The following is a 23,631-nucleotide window of genomic DNA, read 5'->3' as shown; positions in this document are numbered from 1 at the left end:
AAATATGTACTCACACATTTACAGCGGGAGAAGAGGTAATCGCTTTCAAGAGATGTTATCTCAGATGTTGAAAAAGTAAAGATCAAGAAACTGCATCAATTCCTCCAATTTTTCCTAAGCTTATTCTTGGATAAAAAGTTCATTAATAATGCTTATACGACTTATTATTTTGCTTTTACACAAATGTGTTTACTGTTAATATTCTAAAATCGTTTTATCACAGGTAGGTAACACAATTCAAACAAATTTTGGTCACAAAAAATGCACCTCCAATTGTTATTTGTGTCTAAAAATTGGGGGGCATCTCACGTAATAGCTAATGCTGTTTCAGCATATTATTCAATTAGTCAGATTCAGCACAACGCTCTAACCATATGTTGACCTCTTCAAGCCGTTTGGTATAGGCTTCGCGTATCGTATATGCAGCTTGAGAACCAACCGGTAAGCAAAGCGGTGAATTGCCGCTTGTTATTGACAACTAAGTCGATAAGCATTAAAATTATCTCGAATTAAAGATAAATTTAATTTTATAAATGAGTAAATAAAAACGTTGGAATTATCTTTTTAATAATTTTGACTTAAATATTACCATCTAGATAGTAAAGCAAAAATTTAATTTAATATCTCGAATTAAAGATTTGTTTATAATAAGGACAATCTTGTTTTCAGCACTTTTTCAAAAAGTGATTCTCATTATAATAATTTAGATTGGGGGTTTTTATATGAAAACTCAACATGTTGGTATGACAATAGGGTTATATATTAATTACTTTCTTTTAGGTATGATTAATATCATTTTTTCATCTAATATGAGTTTTCTAACAACACAATTAAATACGGATAGTTCGGGAATAGGTTTCTTAGTTTCAGGGATAGGGATTGGAAAATTAATCACTTTAAGTATATCTGGTAGACTTTCAGATAAATTTGGCAGGAAACCACTTGTGGTAACAGCCTCATTTTTATATCTAATTTTTTTGATTGGTATTCCACTAGCACCTTCTTATAAATTAGCGTTTTTGCTTGCCATTATTGCTGGGGTAAGTAATTCAATATTAGACTCTGGCGCCTATCCTGCACTTATTGAAGCATTTCCAATAAATACAGGATTATCAACTGTATTAATAAAAGCATTTATATCAATAGGAGCAATGATCCTTCCAATCTTAATTTCATATATTATGAATCACAAAATTTTTTACGGATTTTCATTTTTTATACTTGCATTTATCTTTTTGATTAATGGAAGTTTCTTATCTTCTGTTAGTTTTCCTAAGAAATCTAATAAGAATGATGAAGATAACATCAATGAAGAAGATCGATTTAAAACAAAACCAATCATCTGGTTAGAAGGCTTGGCTACCATTTTTATGGGATTTACGACCACAACATTATTTATGATCGTACAAGTTTGGCTCCCAACTTATGGTCTTAATATACTTGATATGAGTAGAACTGAATCTATTCAGTTATTGAGTTATTTTAACATCGGATCACTAATTTCAGTATTAATACTTGCGATCGTTATCAATCGATTTATTAGTCCAATAATAATTTTAATGTTGTATCCTTTTTTTACTTCTATATCTTTATTGTTTTTATTATTTAGTCAACAACCAACTTTGTTGATTATTAGTTCTTTTCTTATTGGGTTTTCAACTGCAGGTTTATTTCAATTGTGTATTACAGTAATAGTCGAATTTTTTCCTAAAAATAAAGCGACAATATCGGCTTATGTAAGCACTGCATCAAGTTCTGCGTTCATTGTAATCCCTTATATTACAGGGTTATTAGTAAAAAATATCGGAGTTACTGCTGTGTTTTGGTTAGATTTTATAATTGCAATAATCAGTATTATATTAGCAACTTATGTATATTATCGTCATAAAAAAGTTTTCAAAAAATTAGTGATTTCAACTGGTATAAGAAGAGCTTCATGACTATGTCTAAAGTTTATACTTATATTAAATTGATTTTGTTAAAACTTTATTGTCTTATTATCTTTTTCTTCATTAAATAGCGAACTATTCATTTGAGGTACTTAAATTGGAAATAACCATCAAAAACCTGTTCACAATTGAAGCAGGTTTTTTGTTATCTTTGAATTCGTGAATCTTTAGGCACCCAACAATCATATACTGTGCTTTTAATAAATAACCAGATTGGTTTGTATAGTTTTTATTTACAAAAAAGGACAACCATTATATGTATGAACTGTTAATAATTAACAATTTAAACTATTCTTCATTTAATAGAGAACTATTCTAAAAAAATTAAATTTGCTATTCATTAGTGAAGATTAAAAACAGATAATTCACAATTGTAATTTTGATATAATTTCAGATTTATTTCCTATTTTTCATAACTAAAACGAATCATAATGATATCAATAATGTCATTTACCATAAAAATATATCACCATATAATAGGCTTAACATTTTAAATAGTCTAAATTTTCCCGTTTTTGAATGGTTTAATGCCGCTATCCTAAAATGAAAATTTTTATAGAGGTGATGCAATCGATGAAAAAAAGAACTAAATTGTCCAAGGTAAAAACTTCAACTAGTATATTAGCTTCTGCCTTATTAGTCTTAAATGCTAAATATACTTTTGATGCTAAGGTAGGTAAGGCGCAAGGAACTAGTCTAGATGATGCGATGACAAGCGTTATAGTTGAAATGGAAGGAGCTCCTGCCATTCAATCCATGCCACATTCCGAAAATGTTGGAGCTTTTTCCAGAACGACAATAAGAAAGTTAAAAGATCAAATTGAGAACTTAAAACAGTCACATGGAAATGTAATACAAGAAATAAAAGAAAAGAAAATTCCATTCAACAAATCTAACGAATATACGTTCGTATTTAACGGTGTTTCATTACAAGTACCCAAAAACAAAATTGATGAACTGCGTTCTCTTCCTGGAGTAAAAGCGGTATATCCGGATCAAAAATATCATGCAGACTTAGCTGACAGCGTCCCTTTGATTGGTGCTCCTGACGTTTGGTCTAAGCACGATCAAAACAATCAAGGAATTACTGGGAAGGGAGTGACAGTCGCTGTGATTGACACAGGTGTGGATTATAATCACCCTGACCTTGGAGGGGGATTCGGGCAAGGGCATAAAGTTGTCGGGGGATATGATTTTGTCAATCATGATAACGATCCGATGGACGACCATGGCCATGGTACCCATGTCTCTGGAATTATTGCTGCGCATGGAAAGGTGACCGGTGTGGCTCCTGATGCTTCCATCACAGCCTATAAAGTCCTAAACCAAGATGGAGAAGGAGATGATTCCGATATCATTGCCGGAATAGAAGCTTCTATTTCGCCAGACAATCCATTCCCAGCAGATGTCATTAATATGAGTATAGGTGGTCCTGGCGATGGTAATGATCCTCTCTCTCAAGCTGCTAAAAATGCAGTTGATGCAGGTGTAGTTGTTGTCGCGGCAGCAGGGAATGCGGGACCTGGTTATGGTACCATTGGTGCTCCAGCTATGGCTGAGGGGGTACTTGCTGTTGGAGCAAGTGCAAGCGGTATTAAAGTACCAGCAGCGAAGATGGTTTCACCTCTTGAAGAGAATTTATCCATTACCCGCCTTGGGTTTACAGCTAATCCTCCTGAAGCAGAAACCACTCGCGAGCTGGTAGATGTTGGAGAAGGAGGACTTGAAAACTATAATGGATTAGATGTAAAAGGAAAGATTGTTCTCATTCAATTGCCACAAGGTATTAATCCATGGCAATATTCCTATACAGCGGGGAGAACAGCTCAAGAAAAAGGGGCCGAGGCTGCGCTCTTTTTCCAGCCCACGGCACCTGGTCCTCAACTTGCTTCTGTTTTTAAATTAGGAGAATCGATTCCATCTCAATATTCATCTAACTTAAGTGGAGAGATGCAAGAACAAGATCAATTCCTAGCAGATTCATCAAGGGATAGCCGATTGGAAACGCTGGTCGCAATGGCAATTAATGAAACAAAAGCTGAGGAATTAAAGTCCTACTTGGCCAAGGGACCTGTCAAAATAACGGTTTCAGGAAAAGACGCAACGGATAAAATGGCTTCCTTTAGTTCTCGTGGTAATTCCGACCTTCGAGCAAAGCCTGATTTAGTCGCTCCAGGTATTGAAATCAATTCGACTTATATTAAGACACAGGATGATGACTCCGGTTACACAAGAATGAGTGGGACAAGTATGGCAGCCCCGCATGTGGCGGGTGCAGCTGCGCTTCTGAAACAACTCAAGCCGGATTGGAATGCCAGAGAGATTTCCAGTGCTTTAAAAGAAACCGCGAAACCGCTTGAATCATATGATGTGCTTACACAAGGGGCAGGAAGATTGGATGTTAAGGCTGCGGCGGAAACGAATGTCGTCGCCTCACCTAATACATTAAATTTAGGAATTGCTGATTTAAAAGATTCGAAGATTCATAAAAGCGCTTCATTAACTTTGAACAATCACGGTGAAAAACCGGTTGATATGCATTTCACGGTTAAAGACGATACAAAATCCGAGGCAGCGGTAACTGTGAATCCATCTCATATTCATATAGAACCAGGTCAACAGGTCAATGTTGAAGTTAGCATCAATATGGATAGACCGGATCAGGATACGGTTATTTCGGGATGGATAGAAGGAAATATACAATCAGCAACAGAATCTCAGCATTTGCGCGAGCCATACCAATTTACTGTAAGGCATCTTCAAATTACTGCAACTCCCGATCCAGTAGCATACTTAGTGAATGAAACGGAAGCCTTTATATACAGTCCGGTTGATTTGTCACAAGCCCCAAAAGTGACTATACGAACTCCAAGCGGAAAAACAAATCAAGTGACTTCAGTATTAGATCATCATCATTGGTGGCGTGTGCCAGTTCAGACAAGCGAAGTGGGAATCTATCGTATAGATGCTATTTCGACAGTCAATAATTCCTCGACTGAGGAATCAAGCATAATAGGTTCTGGTTATCTGGAAAAATTACCAGCTGATAAGGAACACGCTTCATCCTGGGACTCAGTTGGACCTTACGCTAATAATGGCCTGATGACTTTTGATCCAAAAAATCCTAATAGCATGACAGTGTTATCCAGAGAGAATCCTTCTCTTTTCCGTAAGGAGGATGGGACAGATACTTGGCATGAGTATCGAAATTTTCCTGTCCAAGGAGGATTGCCAAGGACAATGGTGGTTGATCCCACAAATGAACAAAATATATATGTACCAATTAATTCAGCAGGTGGAAAAGTGGATCCAACTTATATGGGTAAAATAGTAGCCAGCAAAGACGGCGGAAAAACATGGAGAACTCTACCATTTCCAGATATAGATATATCTGACTTAGTAATTGATAAAAGTGGACAGAAACTAGTTGCAATTTCGAAAAACGAAGTTTATGAAAGCTTGGATAGAGGAATGAACTGGGAGAAATTATCTGGATGGTGGGCAAGGCTAAATGACGCAGAGCTTGTGAATAATGACCTTTACCTTTCAGATGGCTCTAGCGGCATTTACGTTCTAAAAGACGTATTCTCTGGTTCGGCTACATCCGAGAAATTGTTCCAACCTCTTGATAGTTATAGTTCAAAGGAAATAATAGGTAATCAAGATATTCTAATTGATAGTACATGGGGTGGCGGATTGTACGCTTCCTTTAACAAAGGTAAAGAGTGGAAAGAAATGATGCACGATCAAGTACCATTTAGTAATGTATCTGCTGTAAAAATTTTGGATGGTGGTATTTATGTAGGAACAGGGTATGATGGAATATGGGTAAGCCGTGATTACGGAAAAACATGGGAATCCTGGAAAAAACCGCTACCAGGTTATAACTCCTATGAACTCGATTTTGCCTTAGGTACAAAATCTTCTCCTTTTGGAAAACGACCATTTTATGTTTCTTCTGAACAAGCAGGAATCTATGAAACACACAATAAAGGGGAAACATATAATCGAGTCGGTATTCCTGGAGCATCGGTTTATGACTTGGCTATTTCTAAGAACTCCAAAGGATACCAGTTACTTGCCGGAACGGATTCCGAAACGTACCGGACAGCATTACCAGATCAAAACAAGATTGATTCCGCAACACTCGAATGGGGAGCGGCTGAAGGTGAAGGAAGATTTGGAGAACAAGTGTTTCAAATTGCTTCGTCTCCAACAGAACCAAATGTCGTTTATAAAATACGCTGGTCTTCGTTTAATATAGGAATTTACCGAAGCAAGGACGGAGGACAAAACTGGGATTTAAAATTTGAACATAACTCAGACCCTACTGACATTCTGGTTCACCCAGCCAACCCGAATGAAATCGTGATCCCATATACTATCAATGGGGCTCCTCCAGGTCTGTTGATTAGCCAGGATGGTGGGGAGAATTGGAAGGATATAAAGCAAGAACACAAGTTTATAGCTATTGCTGGTGATCCAAAAGATCCTAACCGAATTTGGGCAGGCGGAAATGACGGTCTATTTTTGTCCAAAGACATGGGCCAATCATTCCAAAAAATTCAAAACGTTCCTGTGAGCAGTTTAGCGATCGATTCAAACAATTTAAACCATTTAGTGGTTGGAGGAACCCATTTGTATGTCAGCACGGACGGAGGGAAAACCCTAGAAAAAGCAAAGTATGCTGAGTCTGAGCTCGACATGTATGTAAATGATATCATCGTTTCTCCTAGTAATCCAAATGTTATCTATGCTGCTACTGGCTCATTTAGAAAAAGTGATCTTCGTAAAGGAGGTCGCGGTGTGTTAATGAGTGTGGATGGGGGAGTAACATGGACTAATATATCAGAAGGCCTCGATAACAAAAATACGACTGCACTTGTACTATCGCCTGACGAAGAATACTTGTTTGTCGGCACGGACAAAGGCAGTGTTAAACGAATAAAATTGCCTAAAAAACAACGTTAAAATAATAACTTTAAAAGATATCTACTCTTAACTTTACCCCATTCCATTTTATGGAATGGGGAATTTTTTATGAGAACTGTTAAGAATGAATCAAATCAATTTCATTATCCTTTTCATAAAGAATTGCCTCATTCACATAATCAAATAACAATTCCATAAAATTCATAGCAGCATTTCCAATATACTTATCTTTATGATGTACAATAGCAATTTCCTTACATATTCTAGGGTTTACTATTTTAATTACATTGAAGGTTTCAGCATTATCCGATGCAAGATGTTTACTTGGAAGAATAGTTGCACCAATACCTGCTTTCACTAAACTCAATATAGATTTGACATCAGTTAATTCTATAATTGGTTTGATAACGAATCCTAAAGAATTAGCGGCAATATCAATTACTTTTCGGCAATTGTGGTTTACAGGACTTAAAACAAGGGGCAGGTCTTTTATCTCTTCAAAATCAACTTTATCCTTTTCAGCCAAAGGATGATTAAATGGGACAGCTAAATAAAATTCTACATTATATAAAGGAATATTTGTTAACTGTTCATTCTCTAAAGGCATTGTCAGTGCTAAATCGACTTCATTTTGAATAACCATATCTTCAATATTATCTGACTGAATGATCTTCAATTGAACATTAGGGTGCTTTCGATGAAGTTCTAAGAAAACTTTAGATGCAAGTTGACTTAACTCTTCCGACATGACCCCAATAATCAGTTTTCCTCTTTTTAGCTTTTGGAGCTCTCCGATTTGTTCATAGATAAATTGTAAATTGGAGAATATTTTTTCGGATTCTTCTTTTAGAATTTTACCTGCTTCCGTAATGGCAATTTTTTTTCCTAAACGATCAAATAAACGAACCCCTAATCGATCTTCAAGGGCTCTCATTTGACGACTTAAAGCAGGTTGTGAAATTCCTAATTTCTCTGCTGCCCTTGTAAAATGTAATTCCTCACAAATGGCTACAAAGTATTCCAATTCTCTTAACTCCATAATTTCACTTCTCTCTATTCTAGATGATATTATTTAATGTGCTAATTTATATGTACTTAAAGAAGATGTTATCAAAACATACCAAAATAGCTTATTACTTTTAATTAAGAGAAAAACCAAATAAAAAACTGCTCATTCTCATATTAAACTAATGAATACAGAAATAACAACTCAGAAATTCTATAAGAGAACGTAGTAATTATTCCCAACTCTCTTATATTGCGAAACATTGAGATACTATAGAATTTTACTTGTGAAAATCGCATACTTCATTTCAAATAGTAAACTCTTTAACATTAATCATAAAAGGTAGTGTTTAAAAACAAAAAGTTATGAGCTATCTATGTAATTACAACAAACGTAAGGATCTGGCTTAATAATTTTTTTAAATTAATCCCAAAACTATAAAAGTTTATTGACAAAAAAAATAATAAGTATTAATATTATCTCGTATTCAAGATGTTTTAATTCGAAGTAAATTTTGGAGGTGAAATTAATGGAGAAGAAATGCAAAAATCTACCTTTTCTTCTATTAATGCAAACATCTAAAGCGATTCATGATCGAATAAAGGACGAAATGGCAAAATACAAGTTAAGCATAACTGAGTTTTCTGTTTTAGAAGTACTATATCAAAAAGAGAAACAAACAATACAACAAATTGGAAATTCAATATTAGTCTCAAGTGGTTCGATGACTTATGTTATAGATAAGCTAGAACAAAGAGATTTATTATGCAGAATTCCATGTCCAGATGATCGCCGAGTAATCCATGTGATATTAACTAATGAAGGAAATGAATTAATGAACGAAATTATGCCGAAATACAATGATTTCATTAATAATATGTTTAATTCATTAGATTTCGATGAGACTGATACTTTTGCTAAGCTTTTGAATAAAGTAAGAAATAAAGTTTATTCTTAAAATTTTTTTACTATTTTATCTCGATTTAAAGATATATATTTTTTAGGAGGAGTTAATATGATTAATATAGGTTTATTATTGATTCGATTGGTAGTTGGTATATTGTTTATCGGGCACGGTGCTCAAAAATTATTTGGTTGGTTCGGTGGATACGGATTGAAGGGTACTGGTGGATGGTTTGATTCTATTGGCATGAAACCAGGAGTAACAATTGCGCTAATCGCGGGGTTAGCAGAATTTATTGGTGGATTATTGTTTGCTTTTGGATTTTTAACCCCTGTAGCAGGAATCTTGATTGCTGGGACTATGGCAATGGCAATTATTAAAGTTCATGCGCCAAACGGAATTTGGGCGACATCAAATGGATATGAATATAACTTAACTTTGCTAGTAGTGGCTATTAGTATAGTTTTAACTGGTCCTGGTAAATATGCTTTAGATACATTTTTATTCTAAAATATCTTGAATTATTAATTCTTAAATTAAAAACAATGTTTTTATATTTTATTAATTGACTATGCTTACTAAGTTTCTTAAAACAGCTAATCTTTAAAATAAAAGGAGAGTTGAAAAAATGAGTAAGAAAACAATGGGTATTCACCATATCACAGCTATTGTAGGGGATCCACAGGAAAATGTAGATTTTTATGCAGGAATTTTAGGTTTGCGTATGGTTAAGCAAACCGTCAATTTTGATGATCCAGGTACTTATCACCTTTATTTTGGTAATGAAGGTGGAAAACCAGGGACTATTATTACGTTTTTCCCTTGGGCAAGAGCACATCAAGGAACAATTGGAGACGGCCAAGTTGGAGTTACTTCATATGTTGTTCCAAAAGGCGCTATGGATTTTTGGAAAAATAGACTAGAAAAATTCAATATCCCTTTTACAATCATGAATCGATTTGGAGAACAATATTTGCTATTCGATGATCCACATGGTCTTCACTTGGAAATTGTTGAAAGAGAAGAAGGCGATATCAATACTTGGACATTCGGTGAAGTAACACCTGAAGTTGCTATCAAAGGTTTTGGTGGAGCAACTTTATATTCAACCCAGCCTAACAAAACAGCTGAATTGTTAGAAAAAGTAATGGGACTTGATTTAGTTGGTAGAGAAGGTGACTTTGCTCGATATCGTTCTACAGCGGATATTGGAAATATTGTCGACGTAAAAATTACTCGTAGTGGACGTGGGGAAATGGGTGTTGGAACAGTACACCACATTGCATGGCGAGCTAGTGATGACAAGGATCAATTGGATTGGAAAAAGTACGTTTCATCCAATGGATATGGTGTCACTCCTGTTCAAGACAGAAATTATTTTAATGCCATTTACTTTAGAGAACATGGTGAAATTCTATTCGAAATTGCGACAGATCCTCCAGGGTTTGCTCATGATGAATCTCAAGAAACAATGGGTGAAAAATTGATGTTGCCATCACAGTATGAACCTCATAGAGCAAAAATAGAGCAATTTTTGCTACCGATACAAGTTAGAGAGCTTGACTGATTACATGGAGCTGAATTGTTTTCTTTTCTTTCAAAGAATCAGATACATTGTTTGAAAGAGTCAATCATATTTTTCTGGAAATAATTACGGATCAATTGGTGAAATTGTTTTAAATCGAAAAGCCTAAGGGAGGCAAATAAATAATGAGACATATATTCAATAAAGGTCAAGATCCAACAAAGCCAACATTTTTATTACTTCATGGTACTGGTGGTAATGAATTAGACTTATTACCACTTGCAGGAATAATTAACGATGAAGCTTCTGTATTAAGCGTTCGTGGAAATATATTGGAAAATGGAATGCCAAGATTTTTCAAAAGATTAGCTGAAGGGGTTTTTGATGAAGAAGACCTTATTTTCCGAACAAAAGAATTAAATGAATTCCTTGATGATGCAGCAGAAAAGTATGGCTTCGACCGAAATAATATTATTGCATTAGGATACTCAAATGGGGCGAATATTGCTGCAAGTTTATTATTTCACTATCAAAATGCATTAAAAGGTGCTATTCTGCATCATCCTATGGTACCGAGAAAAGGGATTGAACTTCCAGACTTATCAGGTAAAAAAGTATTTATTGCTGCTGGTACAAATGATCCAATTTGTTCTCCTATGGAATCTGCTGAATTAAAATCTTTATTGGAAAAAGCTAATGCGGTTGTAGAACTTCATTGGGAGAATAAAGGACACCAATTAACCATGCAAGAAGTCGAGGCTGCGGCAAATTGGTATCAGAATATTGCTTTAAATAAATGAATGAAGAGAATAAAAGATAGACATAATAGGTGGTGTATATAATGGGTTTTTTATCCAAATTATTTGGAAGTTCATCTGATAAGGAGAATGACAATATGACAAACGTAAAATTAGCAGTGATCTATTACAGTATGGGTGGAACTAATTATCAGCTTTCAAAATGGGCTGAAGAAGGAGCGAAAGAAGCCGGGGCTGAAGTAAGAGTATTAAAAGTCCCAGAACTTGCCCCACAATCAGTAATAGAAGGCAATCCAGCGTGGAAAGCTCATGTTGAGGCTACTAAAGATGTACATGAAGTAAAGTTAGATGACTTAGAATGGGCTGATGCCATAATTTTTAGTGTACCTACTAGATTTGGTAATATGCCAGCTCAAATGAAACAGTTTTTAGATACAACTGGTGGGCTATGGTTCAACGGAAAACTTGTTAATAAAGTTGTTAGTGCCATGACTTCAGCTCAAAACCCACATGGAGGTCAAGAAGCTACAATATTATCACTTTATACATCAATGTATCATTGGGGTGCAATTGTCGCTGCTCCAGGATATACAGATCCTGTCACTTTTGGAGCTGGTGGTAATCCATATGGAACTAGTGTTACTGTCGGTCAAGATGGAAAAATGATTGAGGATGTAGAAGCTGCAGTTAAACATCAGGCAAAACGTACAGTTACGGTAGCTGAATGGGTAAAAAAAGCAAATCAATAATATAGAAGGAAGAGCGGATCATGGTAGTGAAGATATGGTCCCTCTTCTTTAATTATTTTATTATTCAATTGATAACCAAAAGCAATTATAGAAGGCATAAAAAAGGTGATAAAAATGCATATTTTAGTTGTTGGCTTAAACCATAGAACTGCTCCTGTTGAAATTAGGGAAAAACTTACGTTTAATCCTTCTGAATACGCTATTGCAATGAAAGCATTACAACAAAAATCAAGTATCATTGAAAATGTCATATTATCAACTTGTAACCGTACTGAAATATACGCGGTAGTTAATGAATCTAATAAAGGGAAAAATGAGCTGACAGAATTTATAGCAGAATGGTTTAACATTGAAAAAAATGAATTCTTTTCTTATTTGTTCTTTTATGAACAAGATTTAGCGATTGAACATCTATTTAAAGTTACATGTGGTTTAGACTCATTAATCTTAGGTGAAACACAGATTTTAGGACAAGTTCGTACTAGTTTTTTGTTAGCTCAAAGAGAAAATACAACTGGTACAGTATTTAATAATTCATTTAAAAAAGCAGTTACACTTGGAAAAAGAGCCCATACTGAAACTGAAATTGGTTCTAAAGCAGTATCGGTTAGTTATGCTGCGATTGAATTAGCAAAGAAGATTTTTAAGACTCTAAATAATACATCGATATTAATTCTTGGAGCAGGACAAATGGCAGAGTTAGCCTGTAAAAATCTACAAGGAAATGGTGCAAATAGAGTTACAGTTATTAATCGTTCATATGAAAATGCTAGATTACTAGCAAATCGTTATTCAGTTGAAATTAAGCCGATTCATGAACTGCTGAATTCAATGATGGAATCTGACTTAATAATTAGCACAACTTCGGCAAAGGAATATTTGATTACACGAGAGATGGTTATGAAGGTAAGCAAGTTTCGAAAAGTAAAGCCTTTATATTTTATTGACATCTCAGTACCGCGAAATATCGACCCTAATATATGTGAATTCGCAAACACTTTTTTATATAACATTGATGATCTCCAAGATATTGTAAATTCTAATATAATGGAACGAAAAAAAGCCTCCCAAAAAATTATGAATATGATTGAAGGAGAACTTGATGAGTACAAGAAATGGGTCAATTTATTAGATATTGTTCCTATAATTACAGCACTGAAAAAAAAGGCATCGTCGATTCAACTGGAAACTCAGGAAAGCATTAAAAATAAACTTCCAAATTTATCGGAGCATGACTTGAAAGTAATAAATAAACATTTGAGTAGTATAATAAATCAATTCTTAAAAGATCCTATTAGGGTTTTGAAAGATTTGGCTAATTCTAAGGACTCTAATATGGATATCGATTTATTCAAAAAACTTTTTAATATTGAAAATGTGGGTACAGAAAATCAGAAATCATTATTACAATTTTAAATAATAGAATTATAGCTTACGAGATTGAATGAATAAATAAGGAAGACAATGTACAAACGTATATAAAAAAACAGATACTTTGATTATTTTTTTGTAAAAACATGTTTAATTTAAATGTATTTGTAATAATTACACGGACAAAATAATCATTAGGAAATTTTTGCATAAAAATATATTGTTTTTTTAAAAGGAGAAAAACGATGTCAAATGTAAATCTTGCAATTATCTGTTATAGTTCGACAGGAACAAATTATCAGTTATCACAATGGGCTTCTGACGGGGCAAAAGAAGCTGGTGCAGAGGTCAAAATCTTAAAAGTTCAAGAATTAGCTTCTCAATCAGCAATTGATTCTAATCCTGCTTGGAAGCACTTTACTGAAGAAGTCGCAGTATGTGTTCCAACTGTTTCCCTAAACGATTTAGAATGGGCAGACGCAATAATTTTCAGTGTCCCAACTAGATTCGGAAACATGCCATCTCAAATGAAGCAGTTCTTAGATACAACAGGCGGATTATGGTTTAACGGAAAATTAATGAATAAAGTTGTAAGTGCAATGACTTCTGCTCAAAACCCTCACGGTGGTCAAGAGGCAACCATATTATCGTTATATACAACAATGCATCATTGGGGAGCTATTGTTGTGCCACCAGGCTATACTGATTCAGCTGTCTTTGGAGCGGGTGGAAACCCATATGGAACAAGTGTAACTGTTGATCAGAGTGGTAAAATGGTTGAAGGCTTTTCTGCTGTTCAAGCAGCCGTAAAACATCAGGCAAAACGTACAGTTACAGTGGCAGAATGGGTTAAAAAAGCAAATTAATAAATGGAAAAGAGCTAATCGATAGGTGTTGATTAGCTCTTTTATTTACCTGTAAAAAATTATAAGGAATTTTTACGATGGCAATGTCTTTAAATTTTTTAGTCAATTTCATATTGTTGTATGTAACAAGTTTTTGTAAAAGATTTAGTTACTATTGAAAACTACTCAATAACTTTAACTTTCAAATTTACATCAACATTACCTTTTAAAGCTTTTGAATAAGGACAAAAACCATGCGCTTCTTTCACAAGCTCTACTGCAACATCTTGAGGAACACCTTTAATTTTCAGCATTTAACGTAACTGCTATAGAAAAAGGGTTTTCTGTATCATCTTTTATTAAACTAACTTCAGCTGTAATTGATGATTCAATTTTCTGCTTATTTTTCTTAGCGATAAAGTTTAATGCACCATCAAAACATGCTGAATATCCAGCTGCAAATAATTGTTCAGGATTAGATCCAACTTTGTTAGTATTTGCAGAGGGCGTTGTTAAATTTAAATCTATTAAACCATCATCTGATTTAACATATCCTTCACGACCACCAGAGGTAGTAGCTTTCGACATAAATAATACGACCATTCATAATCACCTCATCTAATAATTATAAGTACCTTTTTCATATAGATAGTATTGATATTTCATACTCTAACTATTCTTAAAATAACACTCTATAATATTAATTATTAAAAATTTATACAAACTAACTTAGAGTATTCTGTTAAATCAAGAGAACTCATTGAAAAAGGGAAAGCCGATGTAATAACCCTAGGAAAAGAACAACAGAGATAGAATAGTGAGTTTACAATAATTCTTCAAAATGATAATAATCAATATTCAAAAGATTCCTGTAAAACCGAATTGGATCTTTTTGCATTTGAAGTGATTTAGTGTGCATTTACTTTTACAATAGCTCATCAACACATCATCAACAACTCATCAACACAACATCAACAACTCATCAACAACTCATGTGTTTCCTCAAACTCTTTAGTCATTAGGAATGTGTTTCAGAACTAGTTTTAAAGACAAAATAATATAAAGAAGGCAACGTTCCATAATAGGTACGTTGCCTTTACACTTTTTTTCCTGCAATATAGCAGTTTTTATAAAATTCCACCCATCTAAATTGAAAGAGATACGATAAGGATAGGTTTTCAAAACGTGACTATTTATCTATTTTTTATTAAGTAGCTAACTATTCAAGTTACTATACCATTGTACAAATTAAATTGTTTTGTCATCAAAGAAACTTAAAAACACAGACTTTTATTGATTATTCTCCTATAATCTTGCATCATGCTTCTTTATTGATAACTGAAATGAATCATTATGATAACGAGAATGTCATTTACCCCAAAAAAATATCACCATATAATAACCTTAACATTTTGAATAGTCTTAATTTTACCGATTTTATTAATGGTTTAATTCCACTATCCTAAAATGCAATTTATTTTAGAGGTGATGCATAAGAAAACATTAGATTGTATGAAAAGTAGAAAACAAACAGCAGCAAAATTTGGAGGTTAACAAATGAGAACAAAAATGACAAAACGTATTACATCATTAACACTTGTCCTAACTTTATTCATGTCTCTATTCAGCAGTTTGGCTTTTGCAGAAGGGAATACAACAGTAGGGAAAAAAATTGTATCGCTCGTTTTAGCTGCATCTAGAATAACATACATAGATGAAGGGCAAGAGCGTCCTATTGCTTTGAAAGCGCTTTATAGCGATGGTTCGATGGAAGACGTGACTAAATCAGCTAAATGGGAATCACAAGATCCGTCGATTGCAAAGGTTGAAAATGGCGTATTAAAAGGGATATCATCAGGTGATGTTTCATTGAAAGTAACCTACTCAACTTTTCCACAGATAAACTTTTTTGCGTCTATACAAGATGTTCCAGAAAAAGTAACGGAGCTTGAACTTACGTCTAGCATGTTGAGGTTAGAAACCTCTGATCAGCCGGTTCAAGTAGGAGCCTTTACAAGGGATCCCATGGTGGGTTCTACAAATGTTACTAATTTAGGAAGTTGGACAACGACAGATCGTAATGTTGCTACCGTTAGTAAAGATGGTCACATTACCCCAGTTGGACTAGGAGAAGCCTATATCTATTTTAAATACGATAAATTGGTGAATGCTGTACTTGTTAGGGTTGTTAAGCCGGAGAAGCTTGTAACCGATACACCTGCTGCTGAAATTTTGCCAGGTGAATTTTGGCCGGTTAACTTAACCGAAGTATTCACTAACGGAGTATCAGAAGGTAATATATTTTTACGTGAAAATGTAAATCCATATGATGTGAAGTGGACTGTCGAAGACAGCAGCATTGCAACGGTAACGAATGATGGATTTATCCATGGAGGTAAGCCAGGTAAAACAATTGTGACAGCTTCCTATCGATCAGATGTCCTTCCTCCAGTTAAAATGGAGGTTACTGTCACCAATAAGCTTACTACTCCAAGAGTTATTGGTTTGACAGCTTCTCCATCAAATCTCTCCATAGGTGCAGGTGAAGAAGCGCCTATTACTATAAACGCGATTTACAGTAATGGGAGCACGGAGGATGTCACAGCTTCCGTTGAAATGTATGCCGACAAATTTAGCGTAGCTTCAGTTCAGCGAACAAATGATGGTACACCAAAGGTTATTGGTGCAAAGAGTGGCTCTACTGTTTTGCATGCATTCTATAATGGTGGTCGTAACTCTGTAGATATCCCGGTGGCAGTCACGGATAAAGACGGTCAGAGGAAGGCTAAGGCTCCAACCCCTGAATCGATTTCCGTTACACCAAATATGAAAAATATGGTGGTACATCAACAGCAGCAATTGGAGGTAAAAGCGAGCTATACAGACAAATCTGTGGTAAATTCGACTTCAACTGCGGTTTATAAATCATCTAATCTTGATGTTATTAAAGTAAATAAGGATGGCATACTTACTGCTGTAGGTACTGGTACAGCAATAGTTAGCGTAGATAGCTCTGGTTACTCCAAGCAGATTCCTATTAACGTTTCAGAAAAACCTTCTAATGATTTCGTGAATAAAATTGTTGGTCTGATTCCTAGTGAAACGAACATCTCATTCCAGTTAACTGACCACACACATTCGTTTTCTGTAAAAGCAAAATATCAGGATGGTTCAACAGCTGACGTCACTTCAGACTCAAGATTCACATCATTAGATCCGAACATTGTTACAGTTAAGAATGGTGTTCTTACAGCGGTTTCAACAGGTACAACTCAAGTCCTTATCCATCACGGAACAAGCACCGAAATCTTGAATGTTTCAATTCATTCTGGAAATGATGCATCTACAGAGGAATTAAAAATTGAGTCATTACTTGTATCCTCAATGGATGTTGTTGTTCAAAAAGATAAGCTTTATCCAGTACATGTTTTCGCTCAATACAATGATGGAACTCAAAGAGAAATAACGAAGTCAATCCAATGGACAACAGAGGAGCCTACAGTTGTAAGTGTTAAAGACGGGAAATTTATTGGAATGAAAACTGGAAAAACGACGGTTAGTGCAACAATTGCAGGTTTCTCTTCTATTAAAATTCCAGTAAAAGTACAAGATCAAGTTGGACCAGTAAATTTAGTAGGAATTTTAAGCTCGGGAATGGTAATACAGCCTGAAGCAGGAAATATAGTAGAAGCGATAACTACTTTTAGCAATGGGATGATATTACACCCTGAAGAAGGAACTATTGATGCGAACGCGTTTGCTGAATATACAGATCATAATATCGTACAGGTTGATACAGAAGGGAAATGGGAATCTTCCGACGAAAGTGTAGCAACTGTTGACCAGAATGGAGTCATTAAATGGGTCGGCCCTGGTGAAGCATACATCTATTTCAATTATTATGGTTTGAAAGATGCTATTTGGGTAAGAAACACTAAGCCTAAGTATTTATATTGGACTGAAAACGGTGTATGGACAGGTAACAATGTAATGTTAGAACCTAATAAGTCCACTGACATCTCAATTAATGGATTCTTTGGTCGTCCTGGCAGAGATGGAAATTTGGATACTTATAATCTTACTAGCAAAGCAAAATTGACGGTGGCGGACGAATCGGTCGCAACGATTTCTGATGATGGACATGTCATCGCTCACTCTGTTGGAAAAACGACAATAACTGCTACTGTTTTTGGAATGTCAAAGACAATTGATGTTGAAGTTGTAGCAAAGTATCCTACACATACTGTTGGGATAGTCTCTTCGCCGGGTTATATCGTAAATTCAGTAGGCTCAACAAGTGATTTAGTCATTAATGCTATGTCAAGCGATGGAACGATAAAAGACGTAACAGCTGATGTAAAATGGTTTAGTTCCAATCCGGAAGTAGCGGAAGTGACCGCTGATCATAAGATCCTAACGAAGTCTGAAGGAGCCGCTGTAATCATTGCGGAATATGATGGATTTAAAATAATTATACCTGTTATTGTAAAACCATAAGGATTACTTTGTCTAATTAGATAATTATATCAGATACAAAATAGTTATTTTTTTAAGGTCTCCCCCGTAAGTTAGTTTCAATCTAACATTACGGGGTATTTTTATTTTGAATAAAAGAATTAGAATTAAAATTCCCTCTATTTTTAAAGAAATCATTGTTTTTCATAAGCAAAAACATATTGGGAAAGCAGCAAGAGAATTTATTGATTTATTAATTGAAAATGTCAAAAAAAAACTGTTTTAATAGTGGTGAACTAAACTCGAAAACTATTTGTAGATAATATATAAAAAAATATATACTGTACTATTATTAACCCGAATTATAGATAGATTAAAAAATGCTTATTATTTATTCTGTATTAATTAAGAACGAATGAGAAAATTCTTAATTGCGTTCTTTCTCAAAATGTTATAAATATATTCTTGAGGGGGGAATAATTCTAGCTATTTCTAGAATATAGAAAAATAGAGATTATCCTTTTTTTTAGAGGGTTAGTTGAGTTTTTCTAATTAAGAACGAATATTCTCAAATAGCCACTATAATTGAGAGGATTTGGTCCAACTTTTACTAAACCATTACTGGATCAAAGTTTTGTATTAAATTATATATTTGATACAAAATGTTTATAATTTTGAAACATTTATTTGCTAAGATTTTTTCGAAACAATATTGACATTTTCATCATATTGAATTTTGAGGTGAAATTATGAAAAACAAAATTAAAAAATTATCAATGATTGCGATTAGTAGTTTCATATTATTAACTGGTTGTATAGAAGCCAAGGCTCAAAAAAATGTAAGTGTTTCAAAAACTGACCCAATCCTTGTTGAATTAAATAAACTAACTCTTAAAGAAAAAATTGGTCAAATGATTATCGCTGGTTTTGATGGAACAACAGCAAGTAATGCAGATACGCTTTTAAAAAATTATAAATTGGGTGGCGTAATACTCTTTGGAACAAATATAAAAAGTCCAAGTCAACTAGTAAATTTAACAAATGACATAAAAACTTACAACAAAAATAACAAGGTACCTTTGTTTATCTCTGTCGATCAAGAAGGCGGTAGAGTAAATCGAATGCCATCAGCGGTTTTAAATACACCCTCTGCCAGAACAATTGGAAATAAAAATAATATGCAATACGCATATAATATAGGTAATATGATTTCAAAAGAGCTATCATCCTTTGGGTTTAATACTGATTTTTCTCCAGTATTCGATATACAAAGTAATCCTAAAAATACAGTAATTGGAGATCGTTCTTTTGGTACAAATTCAACTATCGTTTCAAAAATTGGTGAGGGAATGATGGATGGAATTCATAGAGGAAACACAATTCCTGTTATTAAACATTTCCCTGGACATGGAGATACTTCAGTAGATTCGCATTTAGAACTTCCTATAGTGAATAAAGACTTATCAAGTTTAAAAAAATTTGAGTTAGTTCCATTCGATCATGCCATCAAAAATCATGCGGATATGATGATGGTAGCTCATATATTAGTAAAGAAAGTAGACTCTAAGTATCCTGCTTCTATGTCAAAAGCTGTAATAACTGATCTTTTACGAAAACAATATGGGTATAATGGAGTTGTCATAACTGATGATATGTCAATGGGAGCCATCGCTAAACACTATAACTTAAATAACGCAGCAGTAACCTCTATTAATGCTGGAAGTAATATTATTTTAATAGGACATGGAAATGAAAATGTAAAAATTATTTATAATAGCATATATACAGCAGTTAAAAATCACAAAATATCAGAAGACACAATAAATAAAAGTGTCTATAAGATTTTATCATTAAAACAGAAATATAAACTTAACAATAATAAAGTTCAACCTGTAAATGTTACAAATTTAAATAAGCAAATTAAGAAAGCAATTACTTTTAGCAATGAAACTAGTAATACACAGTACTCACTTTTAAAAAATATCTCAACAAAAGCGAATGAAGGAAAAATAATCAATGCAGAATTTAATGTAATGAATTCGAATATTGACCAGGTAAAAGAAAAATGGGGAAAAGAAGACAGTAGTGTATATGTGGCCGCTGCTAAAGGAACATATAACACATACACAAAGAGAAATGTAGTAGTTGGGTATCAAAAAAGCCATTTAATATTTGAATTACGCTCTTTTGATCCTCAATTAAAATCTTTAACGATTAATAATATAAAAACTTATTTTGGTTCACCTAGTTCAGAAGTTAATACCTCAAATAACGAAAAAATAATAACTTATTCAATTGGAGCTAAAAAGCTTAAATTTGTTTTTCCTTTAAAGAATAAAAATTTAATTTTAGACCATTATTCAATTTATAATCCTAATAATGTTAAAAACTAATTAAAGCGATAATTTGTCAAAAGAATAATATAAAGAGCTAATCTGTGAGTATACGATTAGCTCTTTTTTTTCTGTTAATTAGGGCATAATATAATTATTTCAGCTTAGAATTTTTATTTAGTATCTCAATGTTTTGATTTCTTTCTCCGCCATCAGAAAGGTCTTCTGAAAATTCATGGTCTGCTTTCTTACCTAACAAAAGCTCAGATGAACGGATTGTGCTAGATGGCAAATTATTATTCGCTGCAGCTTGTTCATTCCATTTACCCATTAATATCACCTCGCTAGATTTAGTATTGGAATTTGTCCTTGTAATTATTTAAAATGATGGTTAATTGGTAAACTTAGAGTTAGTATTTAAAAATAGTGTATTAATGTATACTCAATGTTTTTTTATAAATATGATATAATCTTACAAAAGGAGGTACGAACGTGGCAAGACATAAAGAATATGATGAAAAAGAAGTACTACAAAAAGCGATGGAGCTATTTAGGTATCAAGGTTATGAAAAAACCTCATTGCAAGATCTTGTTTCTCATATGGGGATTCATAGAAGAAGTTTATATGATACATTTGGTGACAAACATTCTTTGTTTATGAAAGCATTAGAACTTTACGATAAAAATATGAAGAAAAAAATGAATTTACAAGTTAAGCAATCATTATCTGTAAAAGATGCTCTTAGAAGTATTTTAGAATCGGTAATTTCCCAAGATAATGAAAAATCATTTGGATGTTTGACAGTAAATACTGCCATTGAGTTGGCTTTACATGATCAAGAAGTGGCAGAAAAAATTGAACAAAATTTTGCTAAGACAGAAGAAATTATTCATGAATTATTATTGCGTGGTCAAAATACAGGTGAAATTCCGAACCACCATGATTTAGATAAATTATCACAGTTTATTCATAATTCTTTTGTAGGTTTACGAGTATTAACAAAAACAACTAACGATAAAAATAAGTTGAAAAATATTGTTGATATGACACTTTCTATATTAGATTAATAATTTTATTGAGAATAAAAGGAGTTAACTTATACCTGTTAGTTTCTTTTTGAATTGAAATGAATATTTGAGAACGAATGGTAAAAAAATATTTACCGACCGTTCTCGATATGTTATAAATAGATATATGAGGTGGTGAGAAAGTAATAATTGTCTTTAGATTAGCTGTGAATGAACATTTTTAAATTGTACAAAAGAAATTTAAAGTAGGGAAATTTATTATAAGAATTTAAAGTATAAGAAATAAAACATTATGACCTTTTGAGAATGAACAGTAAAAAATAGAGAGGAATAAGTACATTTTCAAATTGTAAAAAAGATATTTAAAGTAGGGAAATTTATTATAAGAATTTAAAGTATAAGAAATAAAACATTATGATCTTTTGAGAACGAACAGTAAAAAATAGAGAGGATAAAGTAAATGAAAAAAATGTTATTAATTATATTATTGATGTCTTGTGGAGCAACTTTTGTTACTCCATTGTTTCCTGTGTATAGCGAATATTATCAATTAAGTAGTTTGCAAATTACAATTTTATTTGCAATCTATGCTGTTTTTCTTTTGCCAACTTTACTTATTGTAGGAGCAAAAGGTAACGGATGGGGGTTAAAAAGAGTAGTCCGTATTAGTATCTTGATTTCCATTGCTTCTACCTTATTCTTACTTGGCAACACTGAAGTGTGGATGCTATTTGCTGGAAGAATTTTAGAAGGAATTGCATACGGTGCCTTTACAGGTACTGCAGTTGCTTTATTATTGAGACAAACTTCTCCCAAAAAAACGAGTACAGCACTCAAACTATCAGGAGTTACAGTACTCGTTGGTTTTGGGGTAGGACCATTAATTGCTGCTTTCATGTTACAGTATATCCCTGTTCAACCTTTTAGATTACCATTAGGGATACTTCTCTTTCTATTAATTATTTCGATCGTCTTACTTGAAACGATATCAAAAGATAATGTAACACCTGAGCAAATGCGTGCAAATAACAAAATATCATTAGGGGTGCCGAAACAAATCCGCTCACATTTTTGGGCTATGTCAGCACTACCTATTTTCACAGTTTTCACGTTACAAGGAATTGCATTATCTCTAATTCCTACATTTGTCAAAAATGTAATCCAAACGTCTAATCACTTTATTTCAGGTTTGATAATTTTCGTACTTTTAAGCGGTTCAGCTGCAGCCCAGTTCATACCTAGACCGACTCAACCTATTACTCGTATGCAATTAGGAATATTTTTTCTAGTTATTGCTACGTGGCTCATTGTTATCTCAGGTTTAACATCAAGTTTACCATTGTTATGGATAGGTGTATTCATACAAGCTCTTGGTGGCGGATGGACTTTTCAGAATGCGTTATTTTTTGCAGGAAAATTGCCAGAACCTGAAGCTAGACCTCGTGTAATTTCAGCTTTTTATTTTGTTGCTTATATCGGATTTATCGTTCCGGTTATAGGAGTTGGAGTACTGTCCAAATTTTTCAATTTAAACGTAGCACTTGAATTTCTAAATTTGTTTGCAACGATTATTGTTATTTATATTTTGTTGTATTCAATTAAATTTAAACGTGACATTTCTAAGCCTATAGTTCAAAATCATGGAGCTTAAATATTTAATTGCAATGAATTAACAATTATTATGGAGAATTACCTTAACACTAACTCATTTTTTGAGTATTTAAGAATGATTATTCTCAAATGGATAAAACAATGAATTATTAAGTAAAAAATAA

At 33.5% G+C, this 23,631-nt stretch carries 16 protein-coding genes and 1 pseudogene; 14 read left to right on the top strand and 3 right to left on the bottom strand.

The features are described 5' to 3' along the window. Window positions 1-722 precede the first annotated feature (722 nt). Both V5E38_RS09330 and V5E38_RS09325 read left to right on the top strand, forming a co-directional pair. On the top strand, window positions 723-1,940 hold the full coding sequence (locus V5E38_RS09330) for an MFS transporter (RefSeq protein WP_499213053.1): 1,218 nt from the start codon (window positions 723-725) through the stop codon (window positions 1,938-1,940). A 582-nt stretch (window positions 1,941-2,522) separates the two neighbouring features. Next, window positions 2,523-6,920, top strand: a complete 4,398-nt coding sequence (locus V5E38_RS09325) for a S8 family serine peptidase (RefSeq protein WP_499213052.1) — start codon at window positions 2,523-2,525, stop codon at window positions 6,918-6,920. Between the two features lie 79 nt (window positions 6,921-6,999). Here V5E38_RS09325 and V5E38_RS09320 read toward each other — a convergent pair whose 3' ends face one another. Continuing rightward, window positions 7,000-7,905, bottom strand: coding sequence for a LysR family transcriptional regulator (locus V5E38_RS09320; RefSeq protein WP_499213051.1), 906 nt, complete (start codon window positions 7,903-7,905; stop codon window positions 7,000-7,002). A gap of 511 nt (window positions 7,906-8,416) precedes the next feature. On the opposite strand from V5E38_RS09320, the gene V5E38_RS09315 reads away from it, so the two are divergent. From V5E38_RS09315 to wrbA (V5E38_RS09285), 7 genes are all read left to right on the top strand, one after another. Continuing rightward, window positions 8,417-8,845, top strand: coding sequence for a MarR family winged helix-turn-helix transcriptional regulator (locus V5E38_RS09315; RefSeq protein WP_499213050.1), 429 nt, complete (start codon window positions 8,417-8,419; stop codon window positions 8,843-8,845). Window positions 8,846-8,902: 57 nt separating this feature from the next. Next, on the top strand, window positions 8,903-9,301 hold the full coding sequence (locus V5E38_RS09310; protein ID WP_499213049.1) for a DoxX family protein: 399 nt from the start codon (window positions 8,903-8,905) through the stop codon (window positions 9,299-9,301). 118 nt (window positions 9,302-9,419) lie between these two features. After that, window positions 9,420-10,358, top strand: a complete 939-nt coding sequence (locus tag V5E38_RS09305) for a ring-cleaving dioxygenase (RefSeq protein ID WP_499213048.1) — start codon at window positions 9,420-9,422, stop codon at window positions 10,356-10,358. A 140-nt stretch (window positions 10,359-10,498) separates the two neighbouring features. Then, on the top strand, window positions 10,499-11,116 hold the full coding sequence (locus tag V5E38_RS09300; RefSeq protein WP_499213554.1) for an alpha/beta hydrolase: 618 nt from the start codon (window positions 10,499-10,501) through the stop codon (window positions 11,114-11,116). Between the two features lie 41 nt (window positions 11,117-11,157). Continuing rightward, complete coding sequence (gene wrbA / locus V5E38_RS09295) at window positions 11,158-11,823, top strand: NADPH-dependent FMN reductase family protein (protein WP_499213047.1); 666 nt, start codon at window positions 11,158-11,160, stop codon at window positions 11,821-11,823. A 114-nt stretch (window positions 11,824-11,937) separates the two neighbouring features. Then, entirely contained in the window at window positions 11,938-13,239 is a 1,302-nt protein-coding gene (gene hemA / locus V5E38_RS09290; protein ID WP_499213046.1) for a glutamyl-tRNA reductase, read from the top strand. Window positions 13,240-13,439: 200 nt separating this feature from the next. Continuing rightward, window positions 13,440-14,060, top strand: a complete 621-nt coding sequence (wrbA, locus tag V5E38_RS09285) for an NADPH-dependent FMN reductase family protein (RefSeq protein WP_499213045.1) — start codon at window positions 13,440-13,442, stop codon at window positions 14,058-14,060. A 161-nt stretch (window positions 14,061-14,221) separates the two neighbouring features. On the opposite strand, the pseudogene V5E38_RS09280 reads toward wrbA (V5E38_RS09285), so the two are convergent. After that, window positions 14,222-14,642, bottom strand: a pseudogene (locus V5E38_RS09280) (organic hydroperoxide resistance protein). A 954-nt stretch (window positions 14,643-15,596) separates the two neighbouring features. Between V5E38_RS09280 and V5E38_RS09275 the strand changes: the two are divergent. The 3 genes from V5E38_RS09275 to nagZ all read left to right on the top strand — a co-directional run bounded on the left by V5E38_RS09275 (window position 15,597) and on the right by nagZ (window position 20,887). Beyond that, on the top strand, window positions 15,597-18,536 hold the full coding sequence (locus tag V5E38_RS09275; protein WP_499213044.1) for an Ig-like domain-containing protein: 2,940 nt from the start codon (window positions 15,597-15,599) through the stop codon (window positions 18,534-18,536). 106 nt (window positions 18,537-18,642) lie between these two features. Then, window positions 18,643-18,780 carry a hypothetical protein gene (locus V5E38_RS09270; RefSeq protein WP_499213043.1) on the top strand — a complete coding sequence of 46 codons (138 nt, stop codon included), beginning with the start codon at window positions 18,643-18,645 and terminating at the stop codon, window positions 18,778-18,780. A gap of 463 nt (window positions 18,781-19,243) precedes the next feature. Then, a complete protein-coding gene (gene nagZ, locus V5E38_RS09265; RefSeq protein ID WP_499213042.1) occupies window positions 19,244-20,887 on the top strand; it encodes a beta-N-acetylhexosaminidase in 1,644 nt (547 codons plus the stop codon). 94 nt (window positions 20,888-20,981) lie between these two features. Here nagZ and V5E38_RS09260 read toward each other — a convergent pair whose 3' ends face one another. After that, window positions 20,982-21,158, bottom strand: coding sequence for a hypothetical protein (locus tag V5E38_RS09260; RefSeq protein WP_176522581.1), 177 nt, complete (start codon window positions 21,156-21,158; stop codon window positions 20,982-20,984). Between the two features lie 161 nt (window positions 21,159-21,319). Here V5E38_RS09260 and V5E38_RS09255 point away from each other — a divergent pair, with 161 nt between their 5' ends. Together V5E38_RS09255 and V5E38_RS09250 are read left to right on the top strand one after the other, a co-directional pair. Further along, a complete protein-coding gene (locus V5E38_RS09255) occupies window positions 21,320-21,895 on the top strand; it encodes a TetR/AcrR family transcriptional regulator (RefSeq protein ID WP_499213041.1) in 576 nt (191 codons plus the stop codon). Between the two features lie 421 nt (window positions 21,896-22,316). After that, complete coding sequence (locus V5E38_RS09250; RefSeq protein WP_499213040.1) at window positions 22,317-23,507, top strand: MFS transporter; 1,191 nt, start codon at window positions 22,317-22,319, stop codon at window positions 23,505-23,507. Window positions 23,508-23,631: the final 124 nt, after the last annotated feature.

The sequence above is a fragment of the Rossellomorea sp. GAMAL-10_SWC genome (genome assembly GCF_049568075.1).
In the GTDB taxonomy this organism is placed as follows: Bacteria; Bacillota; Bacilli; order Bacillales; family Bacillaceae_G; genus Gottfriedia.
This window is presented reverse-complemented; position numbering and strand designations above follow the sequence as displayed.

Excerpts from the sequence above, each read along its gene's own strand:
- hemA (WP_499213046.1), top strand. The coding sequence starts at position 11,938 with ATGCATATTTTAGTTGTTGGCTTAAACCATAGAACTGCTCCTGTTGAA.
- V5E38_RS09330 (WP_499213053.1), top strand. The coding sequence starts at position 723 with ATGAAAACTCAACATGTTGGTATGACAATAGGGTTATATATTAATTAC.
- nagZ (WP_499213042.1), top strand. The coding sequence starts at position 19,244 with ATGAAAAACAAAATTAAAAAATTATCAATGATTGCGATTAGTAGTTTC.
- wrbA (WP_499213045.1), top strand. The coding sequence starts at position 13,440 with ATGTCAAATGTAAATCTTGCAATTATCTGTTATAGTTCGACAGGAACA.
- V5E38_RS09305 (WP_499213048.1), top strand. The coding sequence starts at position 9,420 with ATGAGTAAGAAAACAATGGGTATTCACCATATCACAGCTATTGTAGGG.
- V5E38_RS09275 (WP_499213044.1), top strand. The coding sequence starts at position 15,597 with ATGAGAACAAAAATGACAAAACGTATTACATCATTAACACTTGTCCTA.
- V5E38_RS09315 (WP_499213050.1), top strand. The coding sequence starts at position 8,417 with ATGGAGAAGAAATGCAAAAATCTACCTTTTCTTCTATTAATGCAAACA.
- V5E38_RS09250 (WP_499213040.1), top strand. The coding sequence starts at position 22,317 with ATGAAAAAAATGTTATTAATTATATTATTGATGTCTTGTGGAGCAACT.
- V5E38_RS09310 (WP_499213049.1), top strand. The coding sequence starts at position 8,903 with ATGATTAATATAGGTTTATTATTGATTCGATTGGTAGTTGGTATATTG.
- V5E38_RS09325 (WP_499213052.1), top strand. The coding sequence starts at position 2,523 with ATGAAAAAAAGAACTAAATTGTCCAAGGTAAAAACTTCAACTAGTATA.
- V5E38_RS09260 (WP_176522581.1), bottom strand. The coding sequence starts at position 21,158 with ATGGGTAAATGGAATGAACAAGCTGCAGCGAATAATAATTTGCCATCT.
- wrbA (WP_499213047.1), top strand. The coding sequence starts at position 11,158 with ATGGGTTTTTTATCCAAATTATTTGGAAGTTCATCTGATAAGGAGAAT.